This is a genomic window from Rhizobium sp. P1_E6 (genome assembly GCF_056405875.1).
Window position 1 is genome coordinate 1 of sequence record NZ_JBFUBG010000055.1, and the last position, 22,609, is coordinate 22,609.

18 protein-coding genes are annotated in these 22,609 nt (G+C 60.8%); 10 read left to right on the forward strand and 8 right to left on the reverse strand.

From position 1 onward, the window contains the following. A partial coding sequence (gene greA / locus AC1D35_RS22655) for a transcription elongation factor GreA (RefSeq protein WP_477940146.1) occupies positions 1-437 on the reverse strand: 437 nt, incomplete at its 3' end. A 249-nt stretch (positions 438-686) separates the two neighbouring features. On the opposite strand from greA, the gene AC1D35_RS22660 reads away from it, so the two are divergent. Next, positions 687-1,919 carry a putative DNA modification/repair radical SAM protein gene (locus AC1D35_RS22660; protein WP_113308832.1) on the forward strand — a complete coding sequence of 411 codons (1,233 nt, stop codon included), beginning with the start codon at positions 687-689 and terminating at the stop codon, positions 1,917-1,919. Then, on the forward strand, positions 1,919-3,364 hold the full coding sequence (locus tag AC1D35_RS22665) for a UdgX family uracil-DNA binding protein (RefSeq protein ID WP_477940148.1): 1,446 nt from the start codon (positions 1,919-1,921) through the stop codon (positions 3,362-3,364). Before AC1D35_RS22660 ends, AC1D35_RS22665 begins: the two co-directional genes overlap by 1 nt. 121 nt (positions 3,365-3,485) lie before the next feature. Here the strand turns inward: AC1D35_RS22665 and carB are convergent, their stop codons facing one another. After that, the gene (gene carB, locus AC1D35_RS22670) at positions 3,486-6,971 is read right to left on the reverse strand and encodes a carbamoyl-phosphate synthase large subunit (RefSeq protein WP_113297619.1); all 3,486 of its coding nucleotides are present in this window, start codon (positions 6,969-6,971) and stop codon (positions 3,486-3,488) included. A 172-nt stretch (positions 6,972-7,143) separates the two neighbouring features. Next, positions 7,144-8,172, reverse strand: coding sequence for a zinc-dependent alcohol dehydrogenase family protein (locus AC1D35_RS22675; protein ID WP_113308834.1), 1,029 nt, complete (start codon positions 8,170-8,172; stop codon positions 7,144-7,146). Positions 8,173-8,341: 169 nt separating this feature from the next. On the opposite strand from AC1D35_RS22675, the gene AC1D35_RS22680 reads away from it, so the two are divergent. Continuing rightward, positions 8,342-8,515: a hypothetical protein gene (locus tag AC1D35_RS22680; protein WP_477852522.1), complete on the forward strand. Its 174-nt coding sequence runs from the start codon at positions 8,342-8,344 to the stop codon at positions 8,513-8,515. Between the two features lie 85 nt (positions 8,516-8,600). Then, on the forward strand, positions 8,601-9,533 hold the full coding sequence (gene ypfJ / locus AC1D35_RS22685; RefSeq protein WP_113308835.1) for a KPN_02809 family neutral zinc metallopeptidase: 933 nt from the start codon (positions 8,601-8,603) through the stop codon (positions 9,531-9,533). Positions 9,534-9,587: 54 nt separating this feature from the next. Here ypfJ and AC1D35_RS22690 read toward each other — a convergent pair whose 3' ends face one another. Further along, positions 9,588-10,580, reverse strand: coding sequence for an aldo/keto reductase (locus tag AC1D35_RS22690; protein ID WP_113308836.1), 993 nt, complete (start codon positions 10,578-10,580; stop codon positions 9,588-9,590). 108 nt (positions 10,581-10,688) lie between these two features. On the opposite strand from AC1D35_RS22690, the gene AC1D35_RS22695 reads away from it, so the two are divergent. The 3 genes from AC1D35_RS22695 to AC1D35_RS22705 all read left to right on the forward strand — a co-directional run bounded on the left by AC1D35_RS22695 (position 10,689) and on the right by AC1D35_RS22705 (position 14,518). Continuing rightward, complete coding sequence (locus AC1D35_RS22695; protein WP_113308837.1) at positions 10,689-11,594, forward strand: LysR family transcriptional regulator; 906 nt, start codon at positions 10,689-10,691, stop codon at positions 11,592-11,594. 133 nt (positions 11,595-11,727) lie between these two features. Continuing rightward, the gene (locus AC1D35_RS22700; protein ID WP_113308838.1) at positions 11,728-12,975 is read left to right on the forward strand and encodes a TCR/Tet family MFS transporter; all 1,248 of its coding nucleotides are present in this window, start codon (positions 11,728-11,730) and stop codon (positions 12,973-12,975) included. 139 nt (positions 12,976-13,114) lie between these two features. Further along, positions 13,115-14,518: an MATE family efflux transporter gene (locus tag AC1D35_RS22705; protein ID WP_477940152.1), complete on the forward strand. Its 1,404-nt coding sequence runs from the start codon at positions 13,115-13,117 to the stop codon at positions 14,516-14,518. A gap of 16 nt (positions 14,519-14,534) precedes the next feature. Here the strand turns inward: AC1D35_RS22705 and AC1D35_RS22710 are convergent, their stop codons facing one another. After that, positions 14,535-14,855 (reverse strand): antibiotic biosynthesis monooxygenase, encoded by a 321-nt coding sequence (locus AC1D35_RS22710; RefSeq protein ID WP_113308840.1) that lies wholly within the window; start codon positions 14,853-14,855, stop codon positions 14,535-14,537. Between the two features lie 113 nt (positions 14,856-14,968). After that, a complete protein-coding gene (carA, locus tag AC1D35_RS22715; protein WP_477940154.1) occupies positions 14,969-16,174 on the reverse strand; it encodes a glutamine-hydrolyzing carbamoyl-phosphate synthase small subunit in 1,206 nt (401 codons plus the stop codon). Positions 16,175-16,540: 366 nt separating this feature from the next. Here carA and AC1D35_RS22720 point away from each other — a divergent pair, with 366 nt between their 5' ends. Beyond that, complete coding sequence (locus tag AC1D35_RS22720; RefSeq protein WP_113297627.1) at positions 16,541-16,993, forward strand: GatB/YqeY domain-containing protein; 453 nt, start codon at positions 16,541-16,543, stop codon at positions 16,991-16,993. Here the strand turns inward: AC1D35_RS22720 and AC1D35_RS22725 are convergent. Both AC1D35_RS22725 and AC1D35_RS22730 read right to left on the reverse strand, forming a co-directional pair. Continuing rightward, entirely contained in the window at positions 16,974-17,870 is an 897-nt protein-coding gene (locus AC1D35_RS22725; protein ID WP_113297628.1) for a hypothetical protein, read from the reverse strand. The genes AC1D35_RS22720 and AC1D35_RS22725 overlap by 20 nt on opposite strands. A gap of 66 nt (positions 17,871-17,936) precedes the next feature. Further along, positions 17,937-18,476, reverse strand: a complete 540-nt coding sequence (locus AC1D35_RS22730) for a hypothetical protein (protein ID WP_162748478.1) — start codon at positions 18,474-18,476, stop codon at positions 17,937-17,939. A 162-nt stretch (positions 18,477-18,638) separates the two neighbouring features. Here AC1D35_RS22730 and dnaG point away from each other — a divergent pair, with 162 nt between their 5' ends. Together dnaG and recQ are read left to right on the forward strand one after the other, a co-directional pair. Continuing rightward, positions 18,639-20,657, forward strand: a complete 2,019-nt coding sequence (gene dnaG / locus AC1D35_RS22735) for a DNA primase (RefSeq protein ID WP_113308862.1) — start codon at positions 18,639-18,641, stop codon at positions 20,655-20,657. Then, complete coding sequence (gene recQ, locus AC1D35_RS22740; RefSeq protein WP_113308841.1) at positions 20,657-22,522, forward strand: DNA helicase RecQ; 1,866 nt, start codon at positions 20,657-20,659, stop codon at positions 22,520-22,522. Before dnaG ends, recQ begins: the two co-directional genes overlap by 1 nt. Positions 22,523-22,609: the final 87 nt, after the last annotated feature.

The following is a 22,609-nucleotide window of genomic DNA, read 5'->3' on the forward strand; positions in this document are numbered from 1 at the left end:
CCACCAGGGGCGTTGACTTCGATGGAGTCGCCGACTTCCTTGCCGATCAGCGCGCGAGCGATCGGGGAGGAGATGGAGATACGGCCCTGCTTCACGTCGGCTTCCTGATCGCCGACGATCTGATAGGTCTTTTCCTCTTCGGTGTCCTCGTCGACGAGCTTCACCTTGGCGCCGAACTTGATCTTGTCACCCGACATCTTGGAGAGGTCGATGATTTCGGCGCGCGCCGTCAGGTCTTCGAGCTCGGCGACGCGGCCTTCATTGTGGCTCTGCGCTTCCTTGGCGGCATGGTACTCGGCATTTTCCGAAAGGTCGCCATGGGCGCGCGCTTCCGCAATTGCCTCGATGATTCGCGGGCGCTCCTCCTGCTGACGCCAGCGCAGTTCTTCCTGCAACTTGACGAAACCACCCTGTGTCATCGGTACCTTATCAACCATTTTTTCGTCCTTCTCTCCCTGCGTCCACAGTTCTCGCAGACACAAAAGAAAACAGGTCCCGAAGAGAACTTCGGAACCGTGCTACAATCTTGGTTCGTCGGTTATAGCAGATCGGCACGCGCAATTTCCATAAAATTCGTATCGAAGGTTTCGACCTCACCCAGAAGTACCTGCTTTTGAAAGGAAGTTGGGTACTGACCTGCTTCTCCGTCTTGATTTTGCCATCGTGAACATTTAGTGAACATCCTTATGAAGAAGTCGCTTAAAGAACGATTGGCGATCCTTTCCGATGCCGCCAAATATGACGCTTCCTGCGCCTCAAGCGGCACGGTCAAACGCGATTCGACGGCATCAGGCGGATTGGGCTCGACTGAAGGTGCGGGAATTTGTCATGCCTATGCGCCGGATGGACGATGCATTTCGCTCTTGAAAATCCTGCTCACCAATTTCTGTATCTATGACTGCGCCTATTGCATCAATCGATCGTCCAGCAATGTCGAGCGTGCCCGCTTCACACCGGAGGAGGTCGTCTGGCTGACGCTGGAATTCTACCGGCGCAACTACATCGAAGGGCTGTTCCTCTCTTCCGGCATCATCCGTTCCTCCGATCATACGATGGAGGAAATGGTGCGCATCGTGCGGGAATTGCGGGTCTCCCATAATTTCCGCGGCTACATCCATCTGAAATCCATTCCCGATGCCTCAGCGCACCTGATCGAGGAGGCGGGCCTCTATGCGGATCGCCTGTCGCTCAACATCGAGCTGCCGACCGATAGCGGCATCAGCCGGTTTGCGCCGGAGAAAAAGCCCGCCAGCATCCGCCGCTCGATGGGCGATCTTCGGCTGAAGATCGAAGCGGCGGGCGAGCCGACGCTGCAGACGAAGAGGCGCAAACGGTTCGTGCCGGCCGGCCAGAGCACGCAGATGATCGTCGGGGCCGATGGCGCCAATGATGCGACGATCCTCTCTACCAGCGGTCAACTCTACAGCAGCTACGGGCTCAAGCGCGTCTATTATTCCGCCTTCAGCCCGATCCCCGACAGTTCGAAGAACCTGCCGCTCATCAAGCCGCCGCTGATGCGCGAGCATCGGCTGTATCAGGCCGATTGGCTCTATCGGTTTTACGGATTTGGCATCGACGAGATCACCTCGACGCAGGGCGGCGGTATGCTGGATCTCAATCTCGATCCCAAGCTTGCCTGGGCGCTCGGCCATCGCGGCGATTTCCCCGTCGACGTCAATCGCGCCGATCGCGAAAAGCTGCTGCGGGTGCCGGGGCTAGGCACCAAGACAGTGAAGGCGATCCTAAGCGAACGGCGGCAACGTCGTCTGCGGCTCGAGGATTTGTCGCGGCTCGGCGTGTCGATCCGCAAGGTGCAGGCCTTCATCACAGCCGAGGGCTGGACGCCGCACCGGCTGGTCGATCGGCCGGACTTGCGAGCCATGTTCGAACCGCAACCCGAACAATTGTCGTTGCTTTGATGCGCCGGGTCGTGCTGGAGGGCAGGGGCGATTTCGAGGAGTGGCGCAGGGCTGCCCGTGCTTTTGCGGCGGCCGGAATTCCGCCAGAGGAGATCGACTGGCAGGAGAAAAGCAGTGAGACGGGCTTTGCCTTCCAGCATGATGCCCTGCCGCCCGATCCACCCAGCAACGGCAAGCCGATGACTGTCCCGCCTGCCTTTATGGCACTGGCCGAAGCGGTGATCTGCCATAGTGATCGCAAGCGTTTTTCATTGCTCTACAACCTGCTATGGCGCTTGCAGGAGAACCGGCATCTGCTCGATCTGGCCTCGGATGAAGATGTGTCTCGCGCCCGGCTGATGCAGAAGAGCGTGCATCGCGACGCCCACAAGATGACCGCCTTCGTCCGCTTCAAGGAGGTTGCGACATCAGACGGCAGGCGGCGGAAATTCATCGCCTGGTTTGAGCCGGATCATTACATCGTGGCACGCAAGGCGCCTTTCTTCCAGCGCCGTTTCACCGACATGGACTGGTTGATCGTCACGCCGAAAGGATCGGCTGCCTGGGATGGCGAGCGGCTGACAACAAGCAATACGCCCTGCCAAAAGCCCGATATCAGCGATGCGACCGACGATCTCTGGCGCACCTATTACGCCAGCATCTTCAATCCGGCTCGGCTGAAGGTTAAGGCCATGCAGGCCGAGATGCCGAAGAAATACTGGAAGAACCTTCCGGAAGCCGATCTCATTCCGGGCCTGATCGCCGAGGCGGAAGCAAAAGTCCTCGCCATGGCCGAGCGTGAAGCGACCATGCCGCTTCCCTATCATAACCGTATTCAGGAAGCGGCGTCCYGGATGCCGGTGCCACAAATGGCGCCAGTCGGGACGCTGGAGGCATTGCGCGAGGAGGCAGCCGTCTGCAGTCGATGCCCGCTGCATGCGAAGGCGACGCAGACCGTCTTCGGTGAGGGTCCTGCCRATGCGGAGATCATGTTCGTCGGCGAGCAGCCGGGCGACCAGGAGGATCTTGCAGGCCGACCCTTCGTCGGTCCGGCCGGAAAGATTTTCGACGAGGCGATCACTGATGCCGGCATCGACCGGTCGAGGCTCTATGTCACCAATGCCGTGAAGCATTTCAAATACGAGCCGCGCGGCAAGCGGCGTATCCACCAGAAGCCCAATATGGGCGAAGTGCAGCATTGCCGCTGGTGGCTGAAGCTGGAACTCGATCTGGTGAAGCCAAAACTGATCGTGGCGATGGGCGCGACGGCGCTGTTTTCCCTGACCGGTGAGAAGCAGAAGCTGGGGGATGTCCGCGGGCGCCCGATTGCGATGGAGGAGGGGCGATCGCTCTTCGTCACCGTGCATCCCTCCTATCTGCTGCGGATTCCCGACGAGGAGAGGAAGGTGCAGGAGCTTGCCCRCTTCCGGCAGGACATGAATCTGATCAGGCATTTGGCGGCCTGAGTGCAGAAAGTGATTCACTGCGTTCCAGTGTTTTTGAAGAGGACGAGGATATGCTGCTCCCGATCCAAGAGCAGCAAACTCGGGGTATGTTCCGGACGAGGAGGCAATGCCTCCTTGCGGATCAGAAGTAGCTCTGCAGCGGGCGGACTTCGAGGTTGCCGGCCTTGAGCGCCTTGATCGCCTGAGCGGCAGCTTCGGCGCCGGCCATCGTGGTGTAATAGGGCACCTTCTGCATCAGCGTGGCGCGGCGCAGCGACTTGGAGTCCGAGATCGCCTTGTTGCCGTCGGTCGTGTTGATGACCAGCTGGACCTGGCGGTTGCGGATGGCGTCCTCGATATGCGGACGTCCCTCGAGAACCTTGTTGATCTTGGTCGCCTCGATGCCGTTCTCGCCGAGGAAGCGGGCAGTGCCGCCGGTCGCCAGCACCTTGAAGCCCTGTTCGACGAGGATGCGGATCGCCGGCAGAACGCGGGTCTTGTCGGCATCCCGTACGGACACGAAGACCGTGCCTTCACGCGGCAGTTCGACGCCGGCGCCGAGCTGCGACTTGGCGAAGGCCAGCGCGAAATCGGTGTCGAGACCGATGACTTCGCCGGTCGAGCGCATTTCCGGGCCAAGCAGCGTATCGACACCAGGGAAACGGGCGAAGGGGAAAACGGCTTCCTTGACGGCGATGTGCTTGAGCGCGCGCGGATCTGGCTTTTCGCCATAGGCCGCGAAGGTCGCATCGAGCTTCTCGCCGGCCATGACGCGGGCGGCGATCTTTGCGATCGGCGCGCCGATGGTCTTGGCGACGAAAGGCACGGTGCGCGAGGCGCGCGGGTTGACTTCGAGCACGTAGACCGTGCCGTCCTTGATGGCGAACTGCACGTTCATCAGGCCGCCGACATTGAGCGCCTTGGCCATGGCCTTGGCCTGACGTTCCAGCTCGTCGAGCATCTCGTTCGAAAGCGTGCGGGGTGGCAGCGAACAGGCGCTGTCGCCCGAATGGATGCCGGCTTCCTCGATATGTTCCATGATGCCGGCGATGTAGACGTCGGTGCCGTCGGAGAGGCAATCGACATCGACTTCGATAGCGTTGCTGAGGTAGCTGTCGAAGAGCAGCGGGTTCTTGCCAAGCAGGGTGTTGATCTGGCCGGTCTTGTCGTTCGGGTAGCGCTGCTTGATATCCTCGGGCACGAGTTCCGGCACGGTGTCGAGTAGGTAGCTCTGCAGCTGGCTTTCCGCATGCAGAATCTGCATGGCGCGGCCGCCGAGAACGTAGGAGGGGCGCACGACCAGCGGGAAGCCGATTTCGCTTGCGACGAGGCGGGCCTGCTCGACGGAATAGGCGATGCCGTTGTTGGGCTGATTGAGGTCGAGCTTCATCAGCAACTTCTGGAAGCGGTCGCGATCTTCGGCGAGGTCGATCATGTCGGGCGCGGTGCCAAGGATCGGGATGCCGTTCTTTTCGAGCGCTTCGGCGAGCTTCAGCGGCGTCTGGCCGCCGAACTGGACGATAACGCCGACGACTTCGCCGCTTTCCTGTTCGGCGCGGAGGATCTCGATCACGTCTTCGGCCGTCAGTGGCTCGAAGTAGAGGCGGTCCGATGTGTCGTAGTCGGTCGAAACCGTTTCCGGATTGCAGTTGATCATGATCGCTTCATAACCGGCATCCTTCAGCGCGAAGGCGGCATGGCAGCAGCAATAGTCGAATTCGATGCCCTGGCCGATACGGTTTGGGCCCCCGCCGAGGATGACGACCTTTTTCCGGTCTGAGACCTGGGCTTCGGAGCGGGCAATGCCGACGAAGGGCGTCTCGTAGGTCGAATACATGTAGGCGGTCGGCGAGGCGAATTCGGCAGCGCAGGTATCGATGCGCTTGAAGACCGGGCGAACGTTCAGCGCGTTGCGAACTTCGGCCACTTCCTTCGGACGCTTGTTGGCAAGCGTCGCCAGACGCGCGTCGGAAAAGCCCATCGCCTTCAGCATGCGCAGGTTTTCGGCATCACCGGGCAGGCCGTGCTCGCGAATGCGGGCCTCCATGTCGACGATGTTCTTCAGTTGGGCGAGAAACCACGGGTCGATCTTGCAGCCTTCGTGTACTTCTTCGATGCTCATGCCCTGGCGTAGTGCCTGGGCGACCATGCGCAGGCGGTCGGGCGTCGGCGTGCCGATTGCGGCGCGGATGGCGTTCTGGCTGGATTCGCCTTCTTCGACGCCGGGGATTTCGATTTCGTCGAGGCCGGTAAGGCCGGTTTCGAGGCCACGCAACGCTTTCTGGAGGGATTCGGCAAAGGTGCGTCCGATAGCCATCACTTCGCCGACCGACTTCATCGCCGTCGTCAGGACAGGCGAGGCGCCGGGGAATTTCTCGAAGGCGAAGCGCGGGATCTTGGTGACAACATAGTCGATCGACGGTTCGAAGGAGGCGGGGGTAGCGCCGCCGGTGATGTCGTTGTCGAGTTCGTCCAGCGTGTAGCCGACGGCGAGCTTGGCCGCGACCTTGGCGATCGGAAAGCCGGTGGCCTTCGATGCCAAGGCGGAGGAGCGCGATACGCGCGGGTTCATTTCGATGACGACGAGGCGGCCGTCCTTGGGATTGACGGCGAACTGCACGTTCGAGCCGCCGGTCTCAACGCCGATCTCGCGCAGAACCGCGATCGAGGCGTTGCGCATCATCTGGTATTCCTTGTCCGTCAGCGTCAGCGCCGGGGCKACGGTGATCGAGTCGCCGGTATGGACGCCCATCGGATCGATATTCTCGATCGAGCAGATGATGATGCAGTTGTCCGCCTTGTCGCGGACGACCTCCATCTCATATTCCTTCCAGCCGAGCACCGATTCCTCGATCAGCACTTCCGTGGTCGGCGAGGCATCGAGGCCGCCGCCGACGATTTCGAAGAATTCCGAGCGGTTGTAGGCAATGCCGCCGCCGGTGCCGCCCATGGTGAAGGAGGGGCGGATGATGGCCGGCAGGCCGACGACGTCGATCGCCTGCGCGGCGATTGCCATGGCATGACTGATATAGCGCTGCTTGCGGTCGGTCTCTCCGAGGTTCCACTGGTTTTCGAGTTCGTCGAGCGCCTTGTCGAGTTCCGGACCCGAGAAACCCTCGCGCAACTTGGTGCGTTCGGCCTCATGCGTCTTGCGGTCGGCATCCTTGATGTCGGTGGCGTTGGCCAGCATCGATTGCGGCGTTTCGAGGCCGATCTTGGCCATCGCCTCGCGGAAGAGGGCGCGGTCTTCGGCCTTGTCGATCGCGGCAGGCTTTGCGCCGATCATCTCGACATTATAGCGGTCGAGCACGCCCATGCGCTTCAGCGAAAGAGCGGTATTCAGTGCGGTCTGGCCGCCCATGGTAGGCAGCAGCGCGTCGGGGCGTTCCTTGGCGATGATCTTGGCGACGACCTCAGGCGTGATCGGCTCGACGTAAGTAGCGTCGGCGAGGCCGGGATCGGTCATGATCGTTGCCGGGTTGGAGTTGACGAGGATGACGCGGTAGCCTTCCTCTTTCAGCGCCTTGCAGGCCTGGGTGCCGGAATAGTCGAATTCGCAAGCCTGGCCGATGACGATCGGTCCCGCGCCGATGATGAGGATCGATTTGATGTCTTGGCGCTTCGGCATGGGCGATATCCATTTCTAGCTGCGCAAAAAGCCGGCCAGGGTGGGAGGGCACCGGGTCGGGTCGCGCATTGAGGGTCTTTTCAGGCTAGAAGCGGCTTATAGGCAAATGTTTTTGCAAACGGAACCCCATAAATCACGGAATCGACAGGAATCCCGGATCGCTTTTGGGGGCCTATTGCCCGGCAGGTATCGCCAACGTGCGAATCTCGCCGCCGGGGGCCGGATTGGCGATCGCATTGGGCGTCTGTTCGAGCGTGATCCGGCGCGAAATCAATGGCTCAACCTTGATCGCACCCGTCGCGATGAGATCGGCAGCGCGCTGGTGCGTGAAGGGGTTGAGGAAAGAGCTGACGAGGTTTACCTCGCGGAACAAGAGGTCGAAGGGTTCGATCTCTATCTTTGCACCTTGCGGCATGACGCCAAGGATGACGGCAGTGCCGCCGCGTCTTGCGAGCCGTGGTGCCTGTATCATTGTTTCCGGCACGCCGGCGCATTCGAAGACGACGTCGGCTCCGCCAGGAAGCAATCCGCCGTCGCCGGTAATGCCGCTGATGGTATCCGCCTGCGACGGGTCGACGGTCGCGGTGGCACCAAGTTTTTCAGCGAGCGCGCGTTTGTCCGCATTACGGGTGACGAGAAGAATGCGCGTCGCACCGGCAAGCCGGGCAAGCTGGACGGTGAGCAGGCCGATCACGCCGCCGCCGAGCACGATGACGGAAGCGCCGGTCCTGATATTGGCGAGATCTACGGCGTGCAGGCAGCAGGCGAGAGGCTCGCAAAAGGCGCCGTGCAGCGGATCGAGTTCGAGCGGCAGCGCGAATGCCTGGCTTTGCGGCATGCAGACGTATTCAGCGAAACCGCCGTCGCGGTGGATGCCGATCGCCTGCAGGTTCCGGCAGAGATTGACGCGGCCATTGTGGCACTCCTCGCAACGGCCGCAGGCGATATTGGGATCGCCGGTCACGCGCATGCCGGAACGGAAGCTGGTGACCTCGGGTCCGACCGCTTCGATGATGCCGGCGAATTCATGGCCGAGGGTTACCGGTGGATGGGAGGGGAATTCGCCGAGGAAAAGATGCCGGTCGGTGCCGCAGATGCCGCAAGCTTCGATGCGCACCAGCAGGTCGCCCGGTCCGGGAACGGGCTTTTCGACCTCGCGCATATACAGTTTTCCGGTCGCTTCCAGGCGCACAGCTTTCATCGACATCCTCCTGCAGATCTCCTCACCATCAGGAAGCGGGAAAGCTGGAGTCGCGTCAAGCAGTTGCCGGCATTTCTTCAGCCGAAGCGTCGGCGGGGCCGGAAGCTGGCGGGCGATCCTTGCCGCGCGGCGGCACGATATCCACACGCATCGCCGGATCGTATCGGGCATGTATTTCGGCGGCATCGTCGTTGCGGGCCTTGCCACGCTGCTGCCGGGCCGGTTGATGAATGCGGTCGCCTTCTCCGGCAACAGCTGGCTGGCCGCAGCGGTGTTCGGGCTGGTCGTCGCTGCGATTTTTGGCGCTATCCGCTTTCGTGCGCGCCGCAGCCGGGCGGCGTGAGGAAGCGGCTGGAATTCGTCCTCGCACCGGATATATAACTTACTCCTGAGAGCATGCATGGCGCGCATCGCCGGGGAGATCGAAGATGGAATGGAAAGGCCGGCGTCAGTCCGACAATATCGAGGATCGCCGTGGCGATCCCTCCGGTGGTACGGGACGCAATCCCTTCGGCCGCGGTGGCGGCTTCAGTTTTCCATCGGGCGGCGGTGTCGGCCGTCGCGGTGGCGGGCTCAGCATCGGCATGATCATTTTCCTCGTCGTCATCTACCTGATCTTCAAGGCGATGGGCATCGATCTCATGCAGGTGATGGATGGCGGTGGTGGCTCAATGGGCGATTCCGGCTATTCGCAGAGCGAATCTTCCTCACAGGCGCCCGCAAATGACGAGATGACGGCCTTTGTGCGCACGGTTCTTGCCGAGACCGAAGATACCTGGCATGGCATCTTCCAGTCCCAGGGCAAGGATTACGAAGAACCGCGCCTCGTGCTCTTCTCCGGCCAGACGCAATCAGCCTGCGGTTTCGCCTCGGCTGCGACTGGTCCCTTCTATTGCCCCGGTGATCACAAGGTTTATCTCGACACGGCCTTCTTCCAACAGCTTTCCGACCAGTTCGGCGCATCCGGCGATTTCGCCGAAGCCTATGTGGTCGCCCATGAGGTTGGCCACCATGTGCAGAACCTGCTCGGCATCCTGCCGAAGTTCAATCAGGCGCGCCAGAGCATGAGCGAGGCCGACGCCAACAAGATGTCGGTTCGTGTCGAACTGCAGGCGGATTGCTTTGCCGGTATCTGGGGCAAATATACGCAGCAGAAGGGTATTCTCGACGCCGGCGATCTGGAGGAAGCGCTGAATGCCGCCCAGCAGATCGGCGACGATACGCTGCAGAAGCGCTCGCAGGGCTATGTCGTGCCTGAGAGTTTCAACCACGGCACGTCGGCCCAGCGCGCGCGCTGGTTCAAGCGCGGTTTCGACAGCGGACAGCTTGCGGCCTGCGATACATTCTCCAACCCGATCTGAGTTCGAGAGCCGGCACCCAGCCTCAAGGGCAGGGTGCCGGGACGTCGGGGCAGCTTACTTTTCGCTGTCCATGTGCTTGAGCTGGGCTTCCGGATAGCGGGCGCCCTTGGCGGCACCTTTCGGCACGGCGCGTTCGATGGCGGAGAGGTCGTCGTCGGTCAGTTCGACCGCGCGGGAGCCGAGCGCTTCCGTCAGGCGGTCGCGGCGGCGGGCGCCGACCACCGGCACGATATCCTTGCCCTGTGCCGCCACCCAGGCGATTGCGACCTGGGCGACCGAGGCGCCCTTGAGGATGGCGATCTTCCTGAGTTCTTCCACCAGAGCGAGGTTCTCATCGATATTGCCTTCTTGAAAGCGGGGGCTGACGGCGCGGAAATCGCCTTGTCCGTGCTGGCCCTTCTGCCAGTGGCCGCTGATGAGGCCGCGCGACAGCACGCCATAGGCGGTGATGGAAATACCGAGTTCGCGGGTCGCCGGCAGGATTTCATCCTCGATGCCGCGGGAAATCAGCGAATATTCGATCTGCAGGTCGGCGATGGGTGCCACGGTGGCGGCCCGGCGGATCGCATCGGCGCCGACTTCGGAAAGCCCGACTTGGCGGACATAACCCGCCTTGATGAGATCGGCGATGGCGCCGACCGTTTCCTCGATCGGAACGTTCGGATCGAGGCGGGCGGGACGGTAGATATCGATGTAATCGACACCGAGTCGCTGCAGCGTATAAGCGAGGAAGTTCTTCACCGCGATCGGGCGGGCGTCGTAACCGTTCCAGCCATTCGAGGGATCGCGCAGCGCGCCGAACTTGACGCTGATGACGACGTCCTCGCGCTTGCGGCCTTTCAGCGCTTCGCCGATCAGCATTTCATTGTGGCCCATGCCATAGAAATCGCCGGTATCGAGCAGGTTGACGCCGACATCCAGCGCGGCATGAATGGTTGCAATGCTTTCAGCGCGATCGGACGGACCGTACATGCCCGACATGCCCATGCAGCCGAGGCCGATGACCGAAACTTCCGGGCCGGTCTTTCCCAAACGATAGGTCTGCATCTTCTTCTCCTTCAGCGCCCCGATGGCGTCTTCGGATGCGGTTTTACCGCTGTTAACTCTGTGCGATAATCCGGATAGTTTCGAACAGGCCGTACGGGTCAATGCACAATGGACGATCTTCCCCTCAGTGATCTGGATGCCTTTGCTGCAATTGCAAGGGAGCGCAGTTTTCGGTCTGCGGCCCGTAAGCGCGGCGTTTCCGCGTCCTCCTTAAGCGATTCTCTGCGGCGGCTGGAAGAACGGCTCGGCGTGCGGCTTCTCAACCGCACGACGCGTTCCGTGACACCGACGGCAGCCGGAGAGCGGTTGCTCGAACGGCTGTCCCCGGCGCTTTCGGAAGTCGCTGCCGCGCTTGGTCAGCTCGACAGTTTCCGCGATAAACCGGCGGGCACTCTGCGGCTCAATGTGCCAAGCATAGTCGTGAAGCTTTTCATGGCCGGACTCGCCGCACGGTTCCTCGCGCTCTACCCGCAGATCACGCTGGAGATCATAGCCGACGATAATTTCATCGATGTGCTGGCCGCCGGTTTCGATGCCGGTGTTCGTTATGATGAGAGGCTGGAACGCGACATGATTGCCGTGCCAATCGGCCCACGCAGGCAGCGCTATGTGACGGCTGCCTCTCCTGCCTATCTCGAGAGGCGAGGCGTACCGCAGCACCCGCGGGATCTGCTGGAGCATAGCTGTATCCGCCATCGCTTCCTGAGCGGCGCCTCTCTTGCATGGGAGTTCGAACGCGGCGATGAGACGCTGGTCATCACTCCGTCCGGTCCGATCATCGCCAATGCGGCGGAGATGGAAATTGAAGCGGCGCTTGCCGGGCTTGGCATCATCCACACGTTCGAAGAGCTGCTGACGCCCGGCATAGCGGATGGCCGGCTGATGCCCATTTTAAGCGAATGGGGTAGCGAATTTTCCGGCCCCTCCCTCTATTATCCGAGCCGCCATCAGATGCCCGCGCCGCTGCGGGCTTTTGTGGATTTTGTGCGGATGGAGCAACGGAAAAGTGTCTGAACCATCTGTTTTGGCGGCCCCGCCATCAAAACATTGAAATGTTCACGTATTGTTTCGGCTATTTCAATCGGCTATGTCATATACTCGGCGACGAGATCGTCTTTTCAGAAAATACCGGCTGTAGAGATGTCTCATGCTTGATCCGAAATTCGTTCGCCGCGGCCTTTTCCTGGTCTTCATCATTCTCTTTCTGGATATTATCGGCATTGCCATCATCATGCCGGTGCTGCCCGTTTTTCTGGAGGAGTTGACGGGTGGCACGGTCAGCGATGCGGCCGTCGACGGCGGCTGGCTGATGCTGATCTATTCGCTGATGCAGTTCCTGTTTGCGCCGCTGCTCGGAAACTTGAGCGACCGTTTCGGGCGCCGCCCGATCCTGCTGCTCTCCGTGCTGACCTTCGCGTTCGATAATTTCATCTGCGCCATTGCCACCAGCTACTGGATGCTCTTCGTCGGCAGGGTGCTCGCGGGCATCAGCGGCGGCAGTTTCGCCACCTGCTCGGCCTATATCGCCGACATCAGCAATGAGGAGAACCGCGCCAAGAATTTCGGCCTGATCGGCATCGCCTTCGGTGTCGGTTTCACGGTCGGCCCCGTTATCGGCGGCTTCCTAGGCGAGTTCGGGCCGCGCGTGCCGTTCTTCGGTGCGGCCGCGCTTTCCTTCATCAATTTTGTCGCCGCCTGTTTCCTGCTGCCGGAGACGCTGGAAGCGAAGAACCGCCGCACCTTCGAATGGAAGCGAGCAAACCCGCTCGGCGCTTTGCGGCAGATGCGGCACTATCCCGGCATCGGCTGGGTTTGCCTCGTCATGTTCCTGTTTTTCCTCGCCCATGCCGTCTATCCCTCGGTCTGGTCCTTCGTCTCGACTTTCCGTTACGGCTGGAGTGAAGGGCAGATCGGCCTGTCCCTCGGCATCTACGGGATCGGCGCAGCTCTCGTCATGGGACTCGTTCTTCCGCGTGTCGTCCCTGTTCTCGGTGAATGGAAGACGGCGCTGCTTGGCCTGTGTTTCTCGATGACCGCTCTCACAGGCTATGCCTTCGCCTGGGAGGGCTGGGTCGTCTATGCCGTGATCGTATTGACGGTCATGGAGAATGTCGCGGATCCGCCGCTTCGCAGCATTGCGGCCGGCAAGGTGCCGCCTTCGGCACAGGGCGAGCTGCAGGGCGCGCTCACCAGCATCAGCAGCATCACGACGATTATCGGCCCGCTGATCTTCACGCAGATGTTCGGCTATTTCACCAAGCCGGACGCGCCGGTCATCTTCGCCGGTGCGCCCTTTCTCTTGGCAGCGTTTTTCATTCTTTTCGCGGCAGTTGTATTCCTGATGCGGGTGACGACGGCGAAGACGCCGGCAGGCGCTTTCAACGCCGCCGAGTGATCTATCAAAATCAGTGAAGCCATGATGAATTTTTCAGCATCTGCCCGTTTCAGGGTGGTTCTTTGCGCTATTTTGCTCTAAGGCGACAGGATATTTGCCGTAATATGGCCCAAACAGATTCAATTACAGGAAGAGTGTCATGGACACGCCGATCGAGGTGCGCGCCGCCGCGCCTGCCACCGACAACCGCTGGTCTGCGCATTTCCGCGCCACGCTGATGCTCGGCGTGCCGTTGATCGGTGCCCAACTGGCGCAGTTCGGCATCGGCATGACCGACGTTATGATCGTCGGCCAGCTCGGAGCCGAGCATTTGGCTGCCATGGTGCTTTCGGCGCAGTTCCTGTTCACGATCCTGATCTTCGGTTCGGGTTTTGCGATTGCCGTCATTCCGATGGTGGCGCAGGCCTATGGCCGCGGCGACGTGGTGACGGTGCGCCGGTCGCTGCGCATGGGTATCTGGGTGGTCATCTGCTACTGGCTGCTGATGCAGCCGGCCTTCTTCAATTCCGAGGCGATCTTGCAGTACTTCGGTCAGAAGCCGGAGGTCGCGAAGCTCGCCCATGGCTATATCGTCATCGGTCAGTTCGGCGTGCTGCCGGGCCTGCTCTACAATGTGATGCGCGCACTCGTCAGCGCCATCGGCAAGGCCGGCGTCATTCTCCAGGTCACCATCGCCATGCTGGTGCTGAATGCGATCGGCGCTTACATCCTGGTGCTCGGTCATTTCGGCCTGCCGGTCATGGGCCTTGAAGGTGCTGCCATCGTATCTGTTGCGGTGCAGGCGGCCGGTTTCCTGTTCATTCTGTCCTACGTGCAGAGCAGGGAGGAGACGCGGCGCTACGAGATCTTCGTGCGTTTCTGGAAGCCGGACTGGCATGCCTTCTTCGAGGTCATCCGCTTGGGCTTGCCGATCAGCATCACCATCCTGRCCGAAGTCAGCCTGTTCACCGCCGCCTCGCTGCTGATGGGCCATATCGGCACGATCGAACTTGCAGCCCACGGCATTGCCCTGCAGTGGGCTTCGATGGCCTTCATGATCCCGCTCGGTCTTGGCCAGGCGGCAACCGTCCGCGTCGGCGTTGCGCACGGGCAGGGCGATCACGCCGGTCTGGTGCGGGCTGCGATCACCGTGCTGATCATCGCCAGTGTTGCCGCGATCATCGGCAGCATCATCTTCGCGACCATACCGCAGGTTCTCGCGCGCCTGTTCCTCGATGTCAGCCTGCCGGAGGCGCCTCAGGTGCTGGCCTATGCCGGTCCGCTGATCATCATTGCCGGCCTCTTCCAGTTCGTCGACGGCCTGCAGGCAATCGCCAGCGGCTTGTTGCGCGGACTGAAGGATGCGCGCGTGCCGATGATCATGGCGCTGATCGCCTATTGGCCGATCGGTTTCTTCCTCGCATGGGCCTTTGCCTTTCCGTTCGGTTTCGGCGGGCTCGGCATCTGGTACGGCTTCCTCGTCGGGCTTGCGGCCGCTGCCGCCATGCTCTGCGCGCGCTTCTATATCCTCGTTCGCCGGGAAGGGGTCGCGGCCGGCGCGTAGGCCGGCCGTTTTTTTGTCAGGCAGCCACTGGCTTGTAGCTGGCGAGATCGGCGCGAATGCCAAGGCGCGCAAACATTTCCTGCGGGTCGAAATTGGCCGCCTTGTGGGCTGCGGCGACAACTGCCCGCACACGCTCGACAACATCGGCGCTTTCCCACTCGGCAACTGTTACAAAATTGAATTCGCCGGGGCCGGCAACCTGTTCCAGCACCGCATGATTGACGAAGCCTTCCTGGGCTTCCAGCACCTTATGGGTCATCATCACTTTGACGAGAAATTCCTCGCGCGCCGCAGCCGGCACGACGAATTTGTCTATTCTGTAGAAAGCTCCGCTCATCCAGTTTCTCCTGCATCTGATGTGTTGCAGGCACTTCTGTAATTCCTCAAGTTATGTTGAGGTCAATATGCGGACAAAGAAAAAGGCCCGCTTGAATGGGCCTTGAACTGATATCAGCGTTCGGCGAGTGCCGGTTCGCCCTTCTTCTCGCGCACCATGTTGACGAAGCGGCGGAAGAGGTAGTGGCTGTCCTGCGGACCGGGGGAGGCTTCCGGATGATGCTGGACGGAGAAGAGCGACTTGCCGAGAACGCGCAGGCCGCAATTCGTACCGTCGAACAGCGAAACGTGAGTCTCCTCAACACCTTCGGGCAACGACTTCGTATCGACCGCGAAGCCGTGGTTCATGGAGACGATCTCGACCTTGCCGGTCGTGTGGTCCTTGACGGGATGGTTTGCGCCGTGATGGCCCTGGTGCATCTTCTCGGTCCTGGCGCCGAGTGCCAGGCCCAGCATCTGGTGGCCGAGGCAGATGCCGAAGACCGGGATATCGGTGCTGATCAGTTCCTTGATGACTGGCACGGCATATTCGCCAGTGGCGGCTGGGTCGCCCGGGCCATTCGACAGGAAGATCCCATCCGGCTGAAGGGCGAGCACATCCTGTGCACTCGCCGTTGCCGGCATGACCGTGACCTTGCAGTCGAGACCGGCGAAGAGGCGCAGGATATTGCGCTTCACGCCGTAATCCAGGCAGACGACATGATACTTGCTGTCAGCGGCGGCGAGTTCGCCGTAACCTTCGTTCCAGATCCAGGGGGTCTGCGACCATTGCGAGGACTGCCCGGACGACGCGATCTTGGCAAGGTCGAGGCCTTCGAGGCCGCTCCAGGCCTTGGCTTCTGCCTTCAACGCGTCCACATCGAAGTTGCCTGTGGGGTCATGGGCGATAACGGCGTTCGGAGAGCCGTTTTCGCGAATCCAGGCGGTCAGCGCGCGCGTGTCGATGCCGCAGAGGCCGACGATGCCGCGGGCCTTAAGCCAGGCGTCGAGGTGCTTTGCGGCACGATAGTTCGAGGGTTCGGTGATATCGGCCTTGAAGATCACCCCGACTGCGCCGTGGCGGGCAGCCGGCGTCAGGTCTTCGATGTCTTCTTCGTTGGTGCCGATATTGCCGACATGGGGGAAGGTGAAGGTAACGATCTGGCCGAGATAGGAGGGGTCGGTCAGGATTTCCTCGTAACCGGTCAGCGCGGTATTGAAGACCGCCTCGGCCTGGACCTTGCCGGTGGCGCCGATGCCCTTGCCTTCGATGACGGTGCCGTCGGCGAGAACGAGCAGGGCGGTCGGCTTTTCGGTTGTCCAGGGTGCTGTCGCGGTCATCTTCATCCCGTTTCCGGCGGGCTCTTGCGTTCGGTAACGCTGGCCGGCCATTTGATCTCGCAGGTGCAGGCGCGCGGCTTTGGCCGCGTTTGACGCCTGATCACGAATTTTGGTGCAGGTGGCGGTAGATAGCCACGCTCTTTGCCTAGGTCAATCTTTGTACCGCAGATTGCTGCACTTTTCCTGCTGATATTGCCGGGATTCTCGCAATTTATTTGATCCCACGCATCAGCCTGGTTTATGAAGCGCCATTCTAAAGCGGCGGTCCAAGAGACGGATTCGTCGCTCCAGGTTTTTGTTCAAGCATCGGACCACCCGAAAACCGCTTCGCACTTTTCGGTGCGATGCTCCAGAAGGAGTAACGACATGCTGCGCGATCAACTCAGCACCCAGCTCAAAGAGGCCATGAAGGCGAAGCAGACGGAGCGTCTTGGCACCATCCGCCTCATCCAGGCGGCGATCAAGGATCGCGACATCGCCAATCGCGGCGTCGGCAAGGAAGAGGCTGGTGACGACGAAGTGCTGCAGATCCTCGCCAAGATGGTGAAACAGCGCGACGAGTCGGCAAAGATCTACGAAGAGAACGCTCGTCCCGAGCTTGCAGCCAAGGAGCGTGCCGAAATCACCTTTATCCAGGACTTCATGCCCAAGCAGCTTTCCGACGACGAGGTGCGCGCAAATATTGCTGCCATCATCAAGGATGTCGGCGCCGAAGGCCCGAAGGACATGGGCAAGATAATGGCTGCCCTGAAAGAGCGCTACGCCGGCCAGATGGACTTTGCCAAGGCCTCCGGCACCGTCAAAGAGCTGCTGAAATAAGACGTCTTGCCTGCGGTTGTTCTTCGACCGCAGGCCCAAGCACCGTTTCGGCGCCAGCGTCGATAATGGCGAATTTCGCCGCCTGATAATTCCAATATTCGAGCACGAAGCCGCGGGAGAGCCAGAAATCGCCCTTTCTCGGCGGCTCGGTCCAGCCCACGCTTCCCATATCCGCCGCCTGCGTGAGCAGGCGCTTTAGGTGCGTATTGGAAATCATGAACTGATCGCGTATCTCGCGCAGCGACAGTGGACCGACGGCGACGCGGTCGGCGGAACGGGGAAAGTCCGGCAGGCGCGAAATCAGATAGTCCATGACGAGGCCGCCGGAATTGGCCCAGTTGAAGAGGTTGAAGGTGGCGCCAGGGTCACGGACAGCTTCAGTCTCGATGATCTTTCTGGCAATGACCGGCTGCAGGCGCGCGATCAATTTGGGATCGGTCGTCAGATTTTCCGCGCGGCTACCGCCATCGAGGCTATCGAGAATCATCAGGTGGGCGGTCAGCCATTTGGTGAAATGGTGTTCGGCCGTTTCCGTCGGTTCGAGAAAGCGGGTGCGTTTGTCGTCGCCCGGAACGGGGCGCAGGAAGCGATAGGCCAGCATTTCCTGCACGAAGGCGGCTGCGGTGTTGCGGCTGGCGATCTTGTTCTGGATGACGAAATCGATGAAGCGGCCGGAGTAAAGGCCGCGCTTCTCATCACCGGGATAGCCATAATAAAGAGCAAAGCCCGCATGCGCCATCAACCAGCGCTGTTGTGCTGCGAATATCGATGCAATACGCGGGCTCTCGCGATAGATCGCGAGCATTTGATTGGCACAATGAAGAATTGCAGCAAGAAAATTATCATCGGCTGCAAGTTTTTCTGCGGTGTAGGCCATAGCGCTGTCCAGGAGTTTTGCGCATTCATTTGCCACGCCTATTGGAAGTGTCAATGCTTTTGTATTTTAGGGGTTAATCAGTAAGGTAAAGCTCAATAAAAGCCACGGCGAAGAGCCCTGAGCATTTCCGGTTTTCTCCGAAAGACGGAAATACTCCGTCGCTTTGCTTTTACGCAATTCCGGACGCAAAACCGCAGCGCACTTTTGCTGAAATTGCTCCCAAAAATAAGAAGGCAGGAGCTGGGGGCGCTCCTGCCTTCTTGCTCTTTGCTTCCGTCGGCGACGCAGGGTCGAAACCCAAGCCGGCGGGTATTTGCAAAGGCACCCTTGCGAGGCGGCGCCGGGGGTAGGGATGGTGCCTCGCTCGGGGATCGCTTTGTTGAGACCGAACTTATTGCGACGCCCCGGCTTATTCAAATTACAAAAATATAATAATCCCGAATCCGACCTTCCGGATTGTGTATACGGACGCGTGTGGCGCTCTTCCGGGAGGGTAATCAAAACTGGCCATTTCTTTTTTAAATTATTGTTTTCACTTTGTCTTTCGAAGCGACGGGCTCTCGCGGCGTGGATGAAACCGGTGCCTCGAAAATTGAGAGATGTCAAAAATGTCGCACCCCCTGCGCGATGCCGATAACGCGTTGTTGAATGGCGCCGGCAAGCGTTTGTGACAGTGTCTCCCGCCCTGTGAAAAGCGGGACTTACGGCAGAAGTTTCGTGGCGCGGCGCGGCAAAGCTGCTTATATGGAGGTTCTGCAAGAGGTAGAGATGCGCTTTTCCCCCACCTTCCTGGACGATATCCGCGATCGCGTTCCCATTTCGAACGTGATTGCGCGGCGCGTGAGCTGGGACAAGCGCAAGACCAACGTTTCGCGCGGCGACTATTGGGCCTGCTGCCCCTTCCATGGCGAGAAGTCGCCGAGCTTCCACTGCGAAGACCGCAAGGGGCGCTACCATTGTTTCGGCTGCGGCGTGACCGGTGACCATTTCCGCTTCCTGACCGAACTCGAAGGCCAGAGTTTCCCAGAAGCCGTGCAGACGATTGCCGACATGGCCGGCGTGCCGATGCCGGTTGCCGATCCGCAGATGGAAAAACGCGAGAAGGAGCGCACGTCGCTTCTCGACGTCATGGAAATGGCGACGCAGTTCTTTCAGGGCCAGTTGCAGACGGCGAATGGCGCGCGAGCACGCGCCTATCTGCGCGAACGCGGGCTGACGGGCCGTACCATCGAGACCTTCCGGCTGGGTTTTGCGCCTGACAGCCGCAATGCGCTGAAAGAATTTCTGGCGGGCAAGGGCGTGCCCAAGGAGCAGATCGAGGCCTGCGGGCTTGTCGTGCACGAGAATGTGCCTGTTTCCTACGACCGGTTCCGCGACCGCATCATGTTCCCGATCCTGTCCTCCCGCGAGAAGGTCATTGCCTTCGGCGGCCGCGCCATGTCGCCGGATGCGCCTGCGAAGTACCTCAATTCGAATGAGACCGAGCTCTTCCACAAGGGCAATGTGCTTTACAATTTCGCCCGTGCGCGGCGCTCGATGCAGGGGGCTAATGGCGAAGGCACGATCATCGCCGTCGAAGGCTACATGGATGTGATCGCGCTGCATCAGGCGGGCATCGAGAATGCCGTGGCACCGCTCGGTACCGCGCTGACGGAAAACCAGCTCGACCTGCTCTGGAAGATGACGTCGCAGCCGGTGCTCTGCTTCGATGGCGACGGCGCCGGTATTCGTGCCGCCAACCGCGCCGCCGATCTGGCACTGCCGCATCTGAAGCCGGGACGCAGCGTGCGTTTCGCTCTGCTGCCTGATGGCAAGGATCCCGATGATCTCGTGCGTCAGGACGGCAGGGCACCTTTCGACAAGGTCATGGCGCAGGCAAAACCGCTTTCGGAGATGCTCTGGGATCGCGAGGCGAGAAACGGCACTTTCGATACGCCGGAAGCGCGCGCCGAGCTGGAAGCGCGGTTGAAACAGCTCGTTGCCGTCATTGGTGACGAGAATGTGCGCCGCCATTACCAGCAGGATATGCGCGACCGGCTGAACAGCTTCTTCCAACCGCAGTTCCAGAATCGCGGCGGCGATCGTCGCAACTTCGGTGGCGGCGGCAATTTCGGTGGTGGCAGCAATTTTGGTAGGGGCGGCAATTTCCGTGGGCAGAAGGAGCAGGGCGGGAAGGCCGGAGGACCTCGAACGCAGGCGTTCGCATCGGATCGCCTGACCCGTTCGGGCCTCGTGCGTGGCCATCAGGAAAATGCGGCGCTCCGTGAGTGTGTGCTGGCGCTGACTGTCGTCAACCATCCCGCGCTGATGCTTGACGACTATGACGAGATCGCTGCCATCGATTATGACAATCGCGATCTGCAGAAGCTCTGGTCGGCGATGCTGGGAGCGGCTGCCATTGTCGCGGGGCCGCATCTGACACGTGATTACCTGTTGGAGTGCCTCGATGTCGCGGGCTTCGGTTCGCTCCTGAAGAACCTTGATCAGCAGGTGCGTAATGCCCGGCTCTGGACGGCCACCGAGCAGGCAGCGATGGAAGATGCCCGCGAGGGTTATCGCCAGGCGCTTGCCTTCCACAAGCGTGCCAAGGATCTGCGCTGGCAGAAGATCGAACTGGAGCGTGATATCGCGCAAGCGACGGAGGCGGGCGACGATGCCGAGATCGATCGGCTGATGCGCGCTTCACAGGAAGTCCATTTCGAGGCGTTGCGGCTTGAGAACCAGGAAGCCATCATCGATGGCTTCGGTGTGCTTTCCGGCCGCGTCAAGGGCGCTGCGAGCCACTGATGCAGCAGACCGAACGCAACGAACCGCCGCTCTCCGCATCGGACGCCCTGTTTGCGGGCCCGGCCCAGCCGCTTGACGTATTGAAGCGCATTTATGGCTACCCCGCCTTTCGCGGGCGTCAGCAGGAAGTGGTGGAGCATGTCGTTGCCGGTGGCGATGCAGTCGTGCTCTTCCCGACCGGCGCTGGCAAATCGCTCTGCTTCCAGATCCCTGCGCTTTGTCGCCAAGGCCTCGGCATTGTCGTCTCGCCGCTGATTGCGCTGATGCGTGATCAGGTGGAAGCGATGAAGCAGCTCGGCATTCGCGCCGCCGCACTCAATTCCTCCATTTCTCGCGAGGAATATGTCGCGATCCGCCGTGCTATTTCCTCTGATAATCTCGACCTGCTCTATGTCACACCGGAACGCATCCTCACGGATGGTTTTCGCGAAATTATCAGCAATGCGAAGATCGCGCTTTTCGCCATCGACGAGGCGCATTGTGTCTCCCAATGGGGCCATGATTTCCGGCCGGAATACCGCGAACTCGGCAGGCTTGCGGAGCATTATCCCGGCGTGCCGCGCATTGCACTGACGGCGACCGCCGATCCGCATACGCGGGAGGACATTATCGAGCGGCTGATGCTCGACAATGCCGAGGTCTTCACGACGAGCTTCGACCGGCCGAACATTGCCTATGAGATCGTCGAGCGGGATCAGCCGCGCCAGCAGCTCTTACGTTTTCTCGCCGGCCACAAAGGCAATAGCGGTATCGTCTATTGTCTGTCGCGCGCCAAAGTCGAGGATACGGCGGATTGGCTGAACACACAGGGTATCCGGGCACTTGCCTATCATGCCGGCATGGACCGGGCGCTGCGCGACGCCAACCAGGATGCTTTCCTGAAGGAAGAAGAACTCTGCCTTGTCGCCACCGTTGCCTTCGGCATGGGCATCGACAAGCCTAACGTGCGTTACGTCGCCCATCTCGATCTGCCGGGCTCTGTCGAGGCCTATTATCAGGAGACGGGCCGTGCGGGCCGCGACGGCCTGCCCTCCGAAGTCTGGATGGCCTATGGCATGGCTGATGTGATCCAGCGCCGGCGGATGATCGATGAGGGCAATGCGGCAGACGAGATCAAACGCATAGAGCGCGGCAAGCTGAATGCGCTGTTGGCGATCTGCGAGACGGCGTCCTGTCGGCGACAGGCGATCCTGGCGCATTTCGGCGAGGCGCATGGCGGCAAATGCGGCAATTGCGATACCTGCGTGAAGCCGGTCGAAACCTGGGACGGGACGGAAGCTGCGATCAAGGCGCTGGCCGCTATCTACCGCACCGGCGAGCGTTTCGGGGCAGGCCACGTGATCGATGTGCTCATAGGCAACATCAATGAGAAGACCGAGCGCTTCGGACATGTCGGTATGCCGGTCTTCGGCGTCGGCAAGGATATTCCGGCGCGCACCTGGCAATCCGTCTACCGCCAGCTTCTGGCGATGGGGCTGGTGCGTACCGATCACGAAGCTTTCGGCGCCTTGAAGCTGGAGCCGGAGGCGCGTTCCGTCTTCAAGCGTGAGCGGGAAGTCTTCTTCCGTAAGGATCGCGCGCCTTCCGAGCGCCGGGCGAAAAAGACCGAGCGTGCGGAGCGCAGGACCGGGCTTTCGGGTGCAGATGGCACGCTCTTCGAGGCGCTCAGGGCCGAGCGCATGTCGATCGCCAAATCGCTCGGCGTGCCGCCCTATGTCGTCTTCCCCGATACGACGCTGATTGCCTTTGCCACCGAACGGCCGCGCAGCCGTAAGGAACTGCTTGGCATTTCCGGCGTCGGCCAGTCGAAGCTCGAGCGCTACGGCGACGCCTTCCTCGATATCATCCTGTCTCACGATGAATAGCGCGGCTATGTAGGCTTTAGCCTTGCGACCCCAGGATGCCTTATTCTTGAGAGGATGACGGGTGTCTTACAGTTGCTCTCGGGAGGA

Coding starts and splice junctions, on each gene's coding strand:
- AC1D35_RS22700 (WP_113308838.1), top strand. CDS start 11,728: ATGCTTGATCCGAAATTCGTTCGCCGCGGCCTTTTCCTGGTCTTCATC.
- recQ (WP_113308841.1), top strand. CDS start 20,657: ATGCAGCAGACCGAACGCAACGAACCGCCGCTCTCCGCATCGGACGCC.
- AC1D35_RS22710 (WP_113308840.1), bottom strand. CDS start 14,855: ATGAGCGGAGCTTTCTACAGAATAGACAAATTCGTCGTGCCGGCTGCG.
- AC1D35_RS22695 (WP_113308837.1), top strand. CDS start 10,689: ATGGACGATCTTCCCCTCAGTGATCTGGATGCCTTTGCTGCAATTGCA.
- carA (WP_477940154.1), bottom strand. CDS start 16,174: ATGACCGCGACAGCACCCTGGACAACCGAAAAGCCGACCGCCCTGCTC.
- AC1D35_RS22720 (WP_113297627.1), top strand. CDS start 16,541: ATGCTGCGCGATCAACTCAGCACCCAGCTCAAAGAGGCCATGAAGGCG.
- dnaG (WP_113308862.1), top strand. CDS start 18,639: ATGCGCTTTTCCCCCACCTTCCTGGACGATATCCGCGATCGCGTTCCC.
- AC1D35_RS22690 (WP_113308836.1), bottom strand. CDS start 10,580: ATGCAGACCTATCGTTTGGGAAAGACCGGCCCGGAAGTTTCGGTCATC.
- AC1D35_RS22725 (WP_113297628.1), bottom strand. CDS start 17,870: ATGGCCTACACCGCAGAAAAACTTGCAGCCGATGATAATTTTCTTGCT.
- ypfJ (WP_113308835.1), top strand. CDS start 8,601: ATGGAATGGAAAGGCCGGCGTCAGTCCGACAATATCGAGGATCGCCGT.
- AC1D35_RS22660 (WP_113308832.1), top strand. CDS start 687: ATGAAGAAGTCGCTTAAAGAACGATTGGCGATCCTTTCCGATGCCGCC.
- AC1D35_RS22680 (WP_477852522.1), top strand. CDS start 8,342: ATGTATTTCGGCGGCATCGTCGTTGCGGGCCTTGCCACGCTGCTGCCG.
- AC1D35_RS22675 (WP_113308834.1), bottom strand. CDS start 8,172: ATGAAAGCTGTGCGCCTGGAAGCGACCGGAAAACTGTATATGCGCGAG.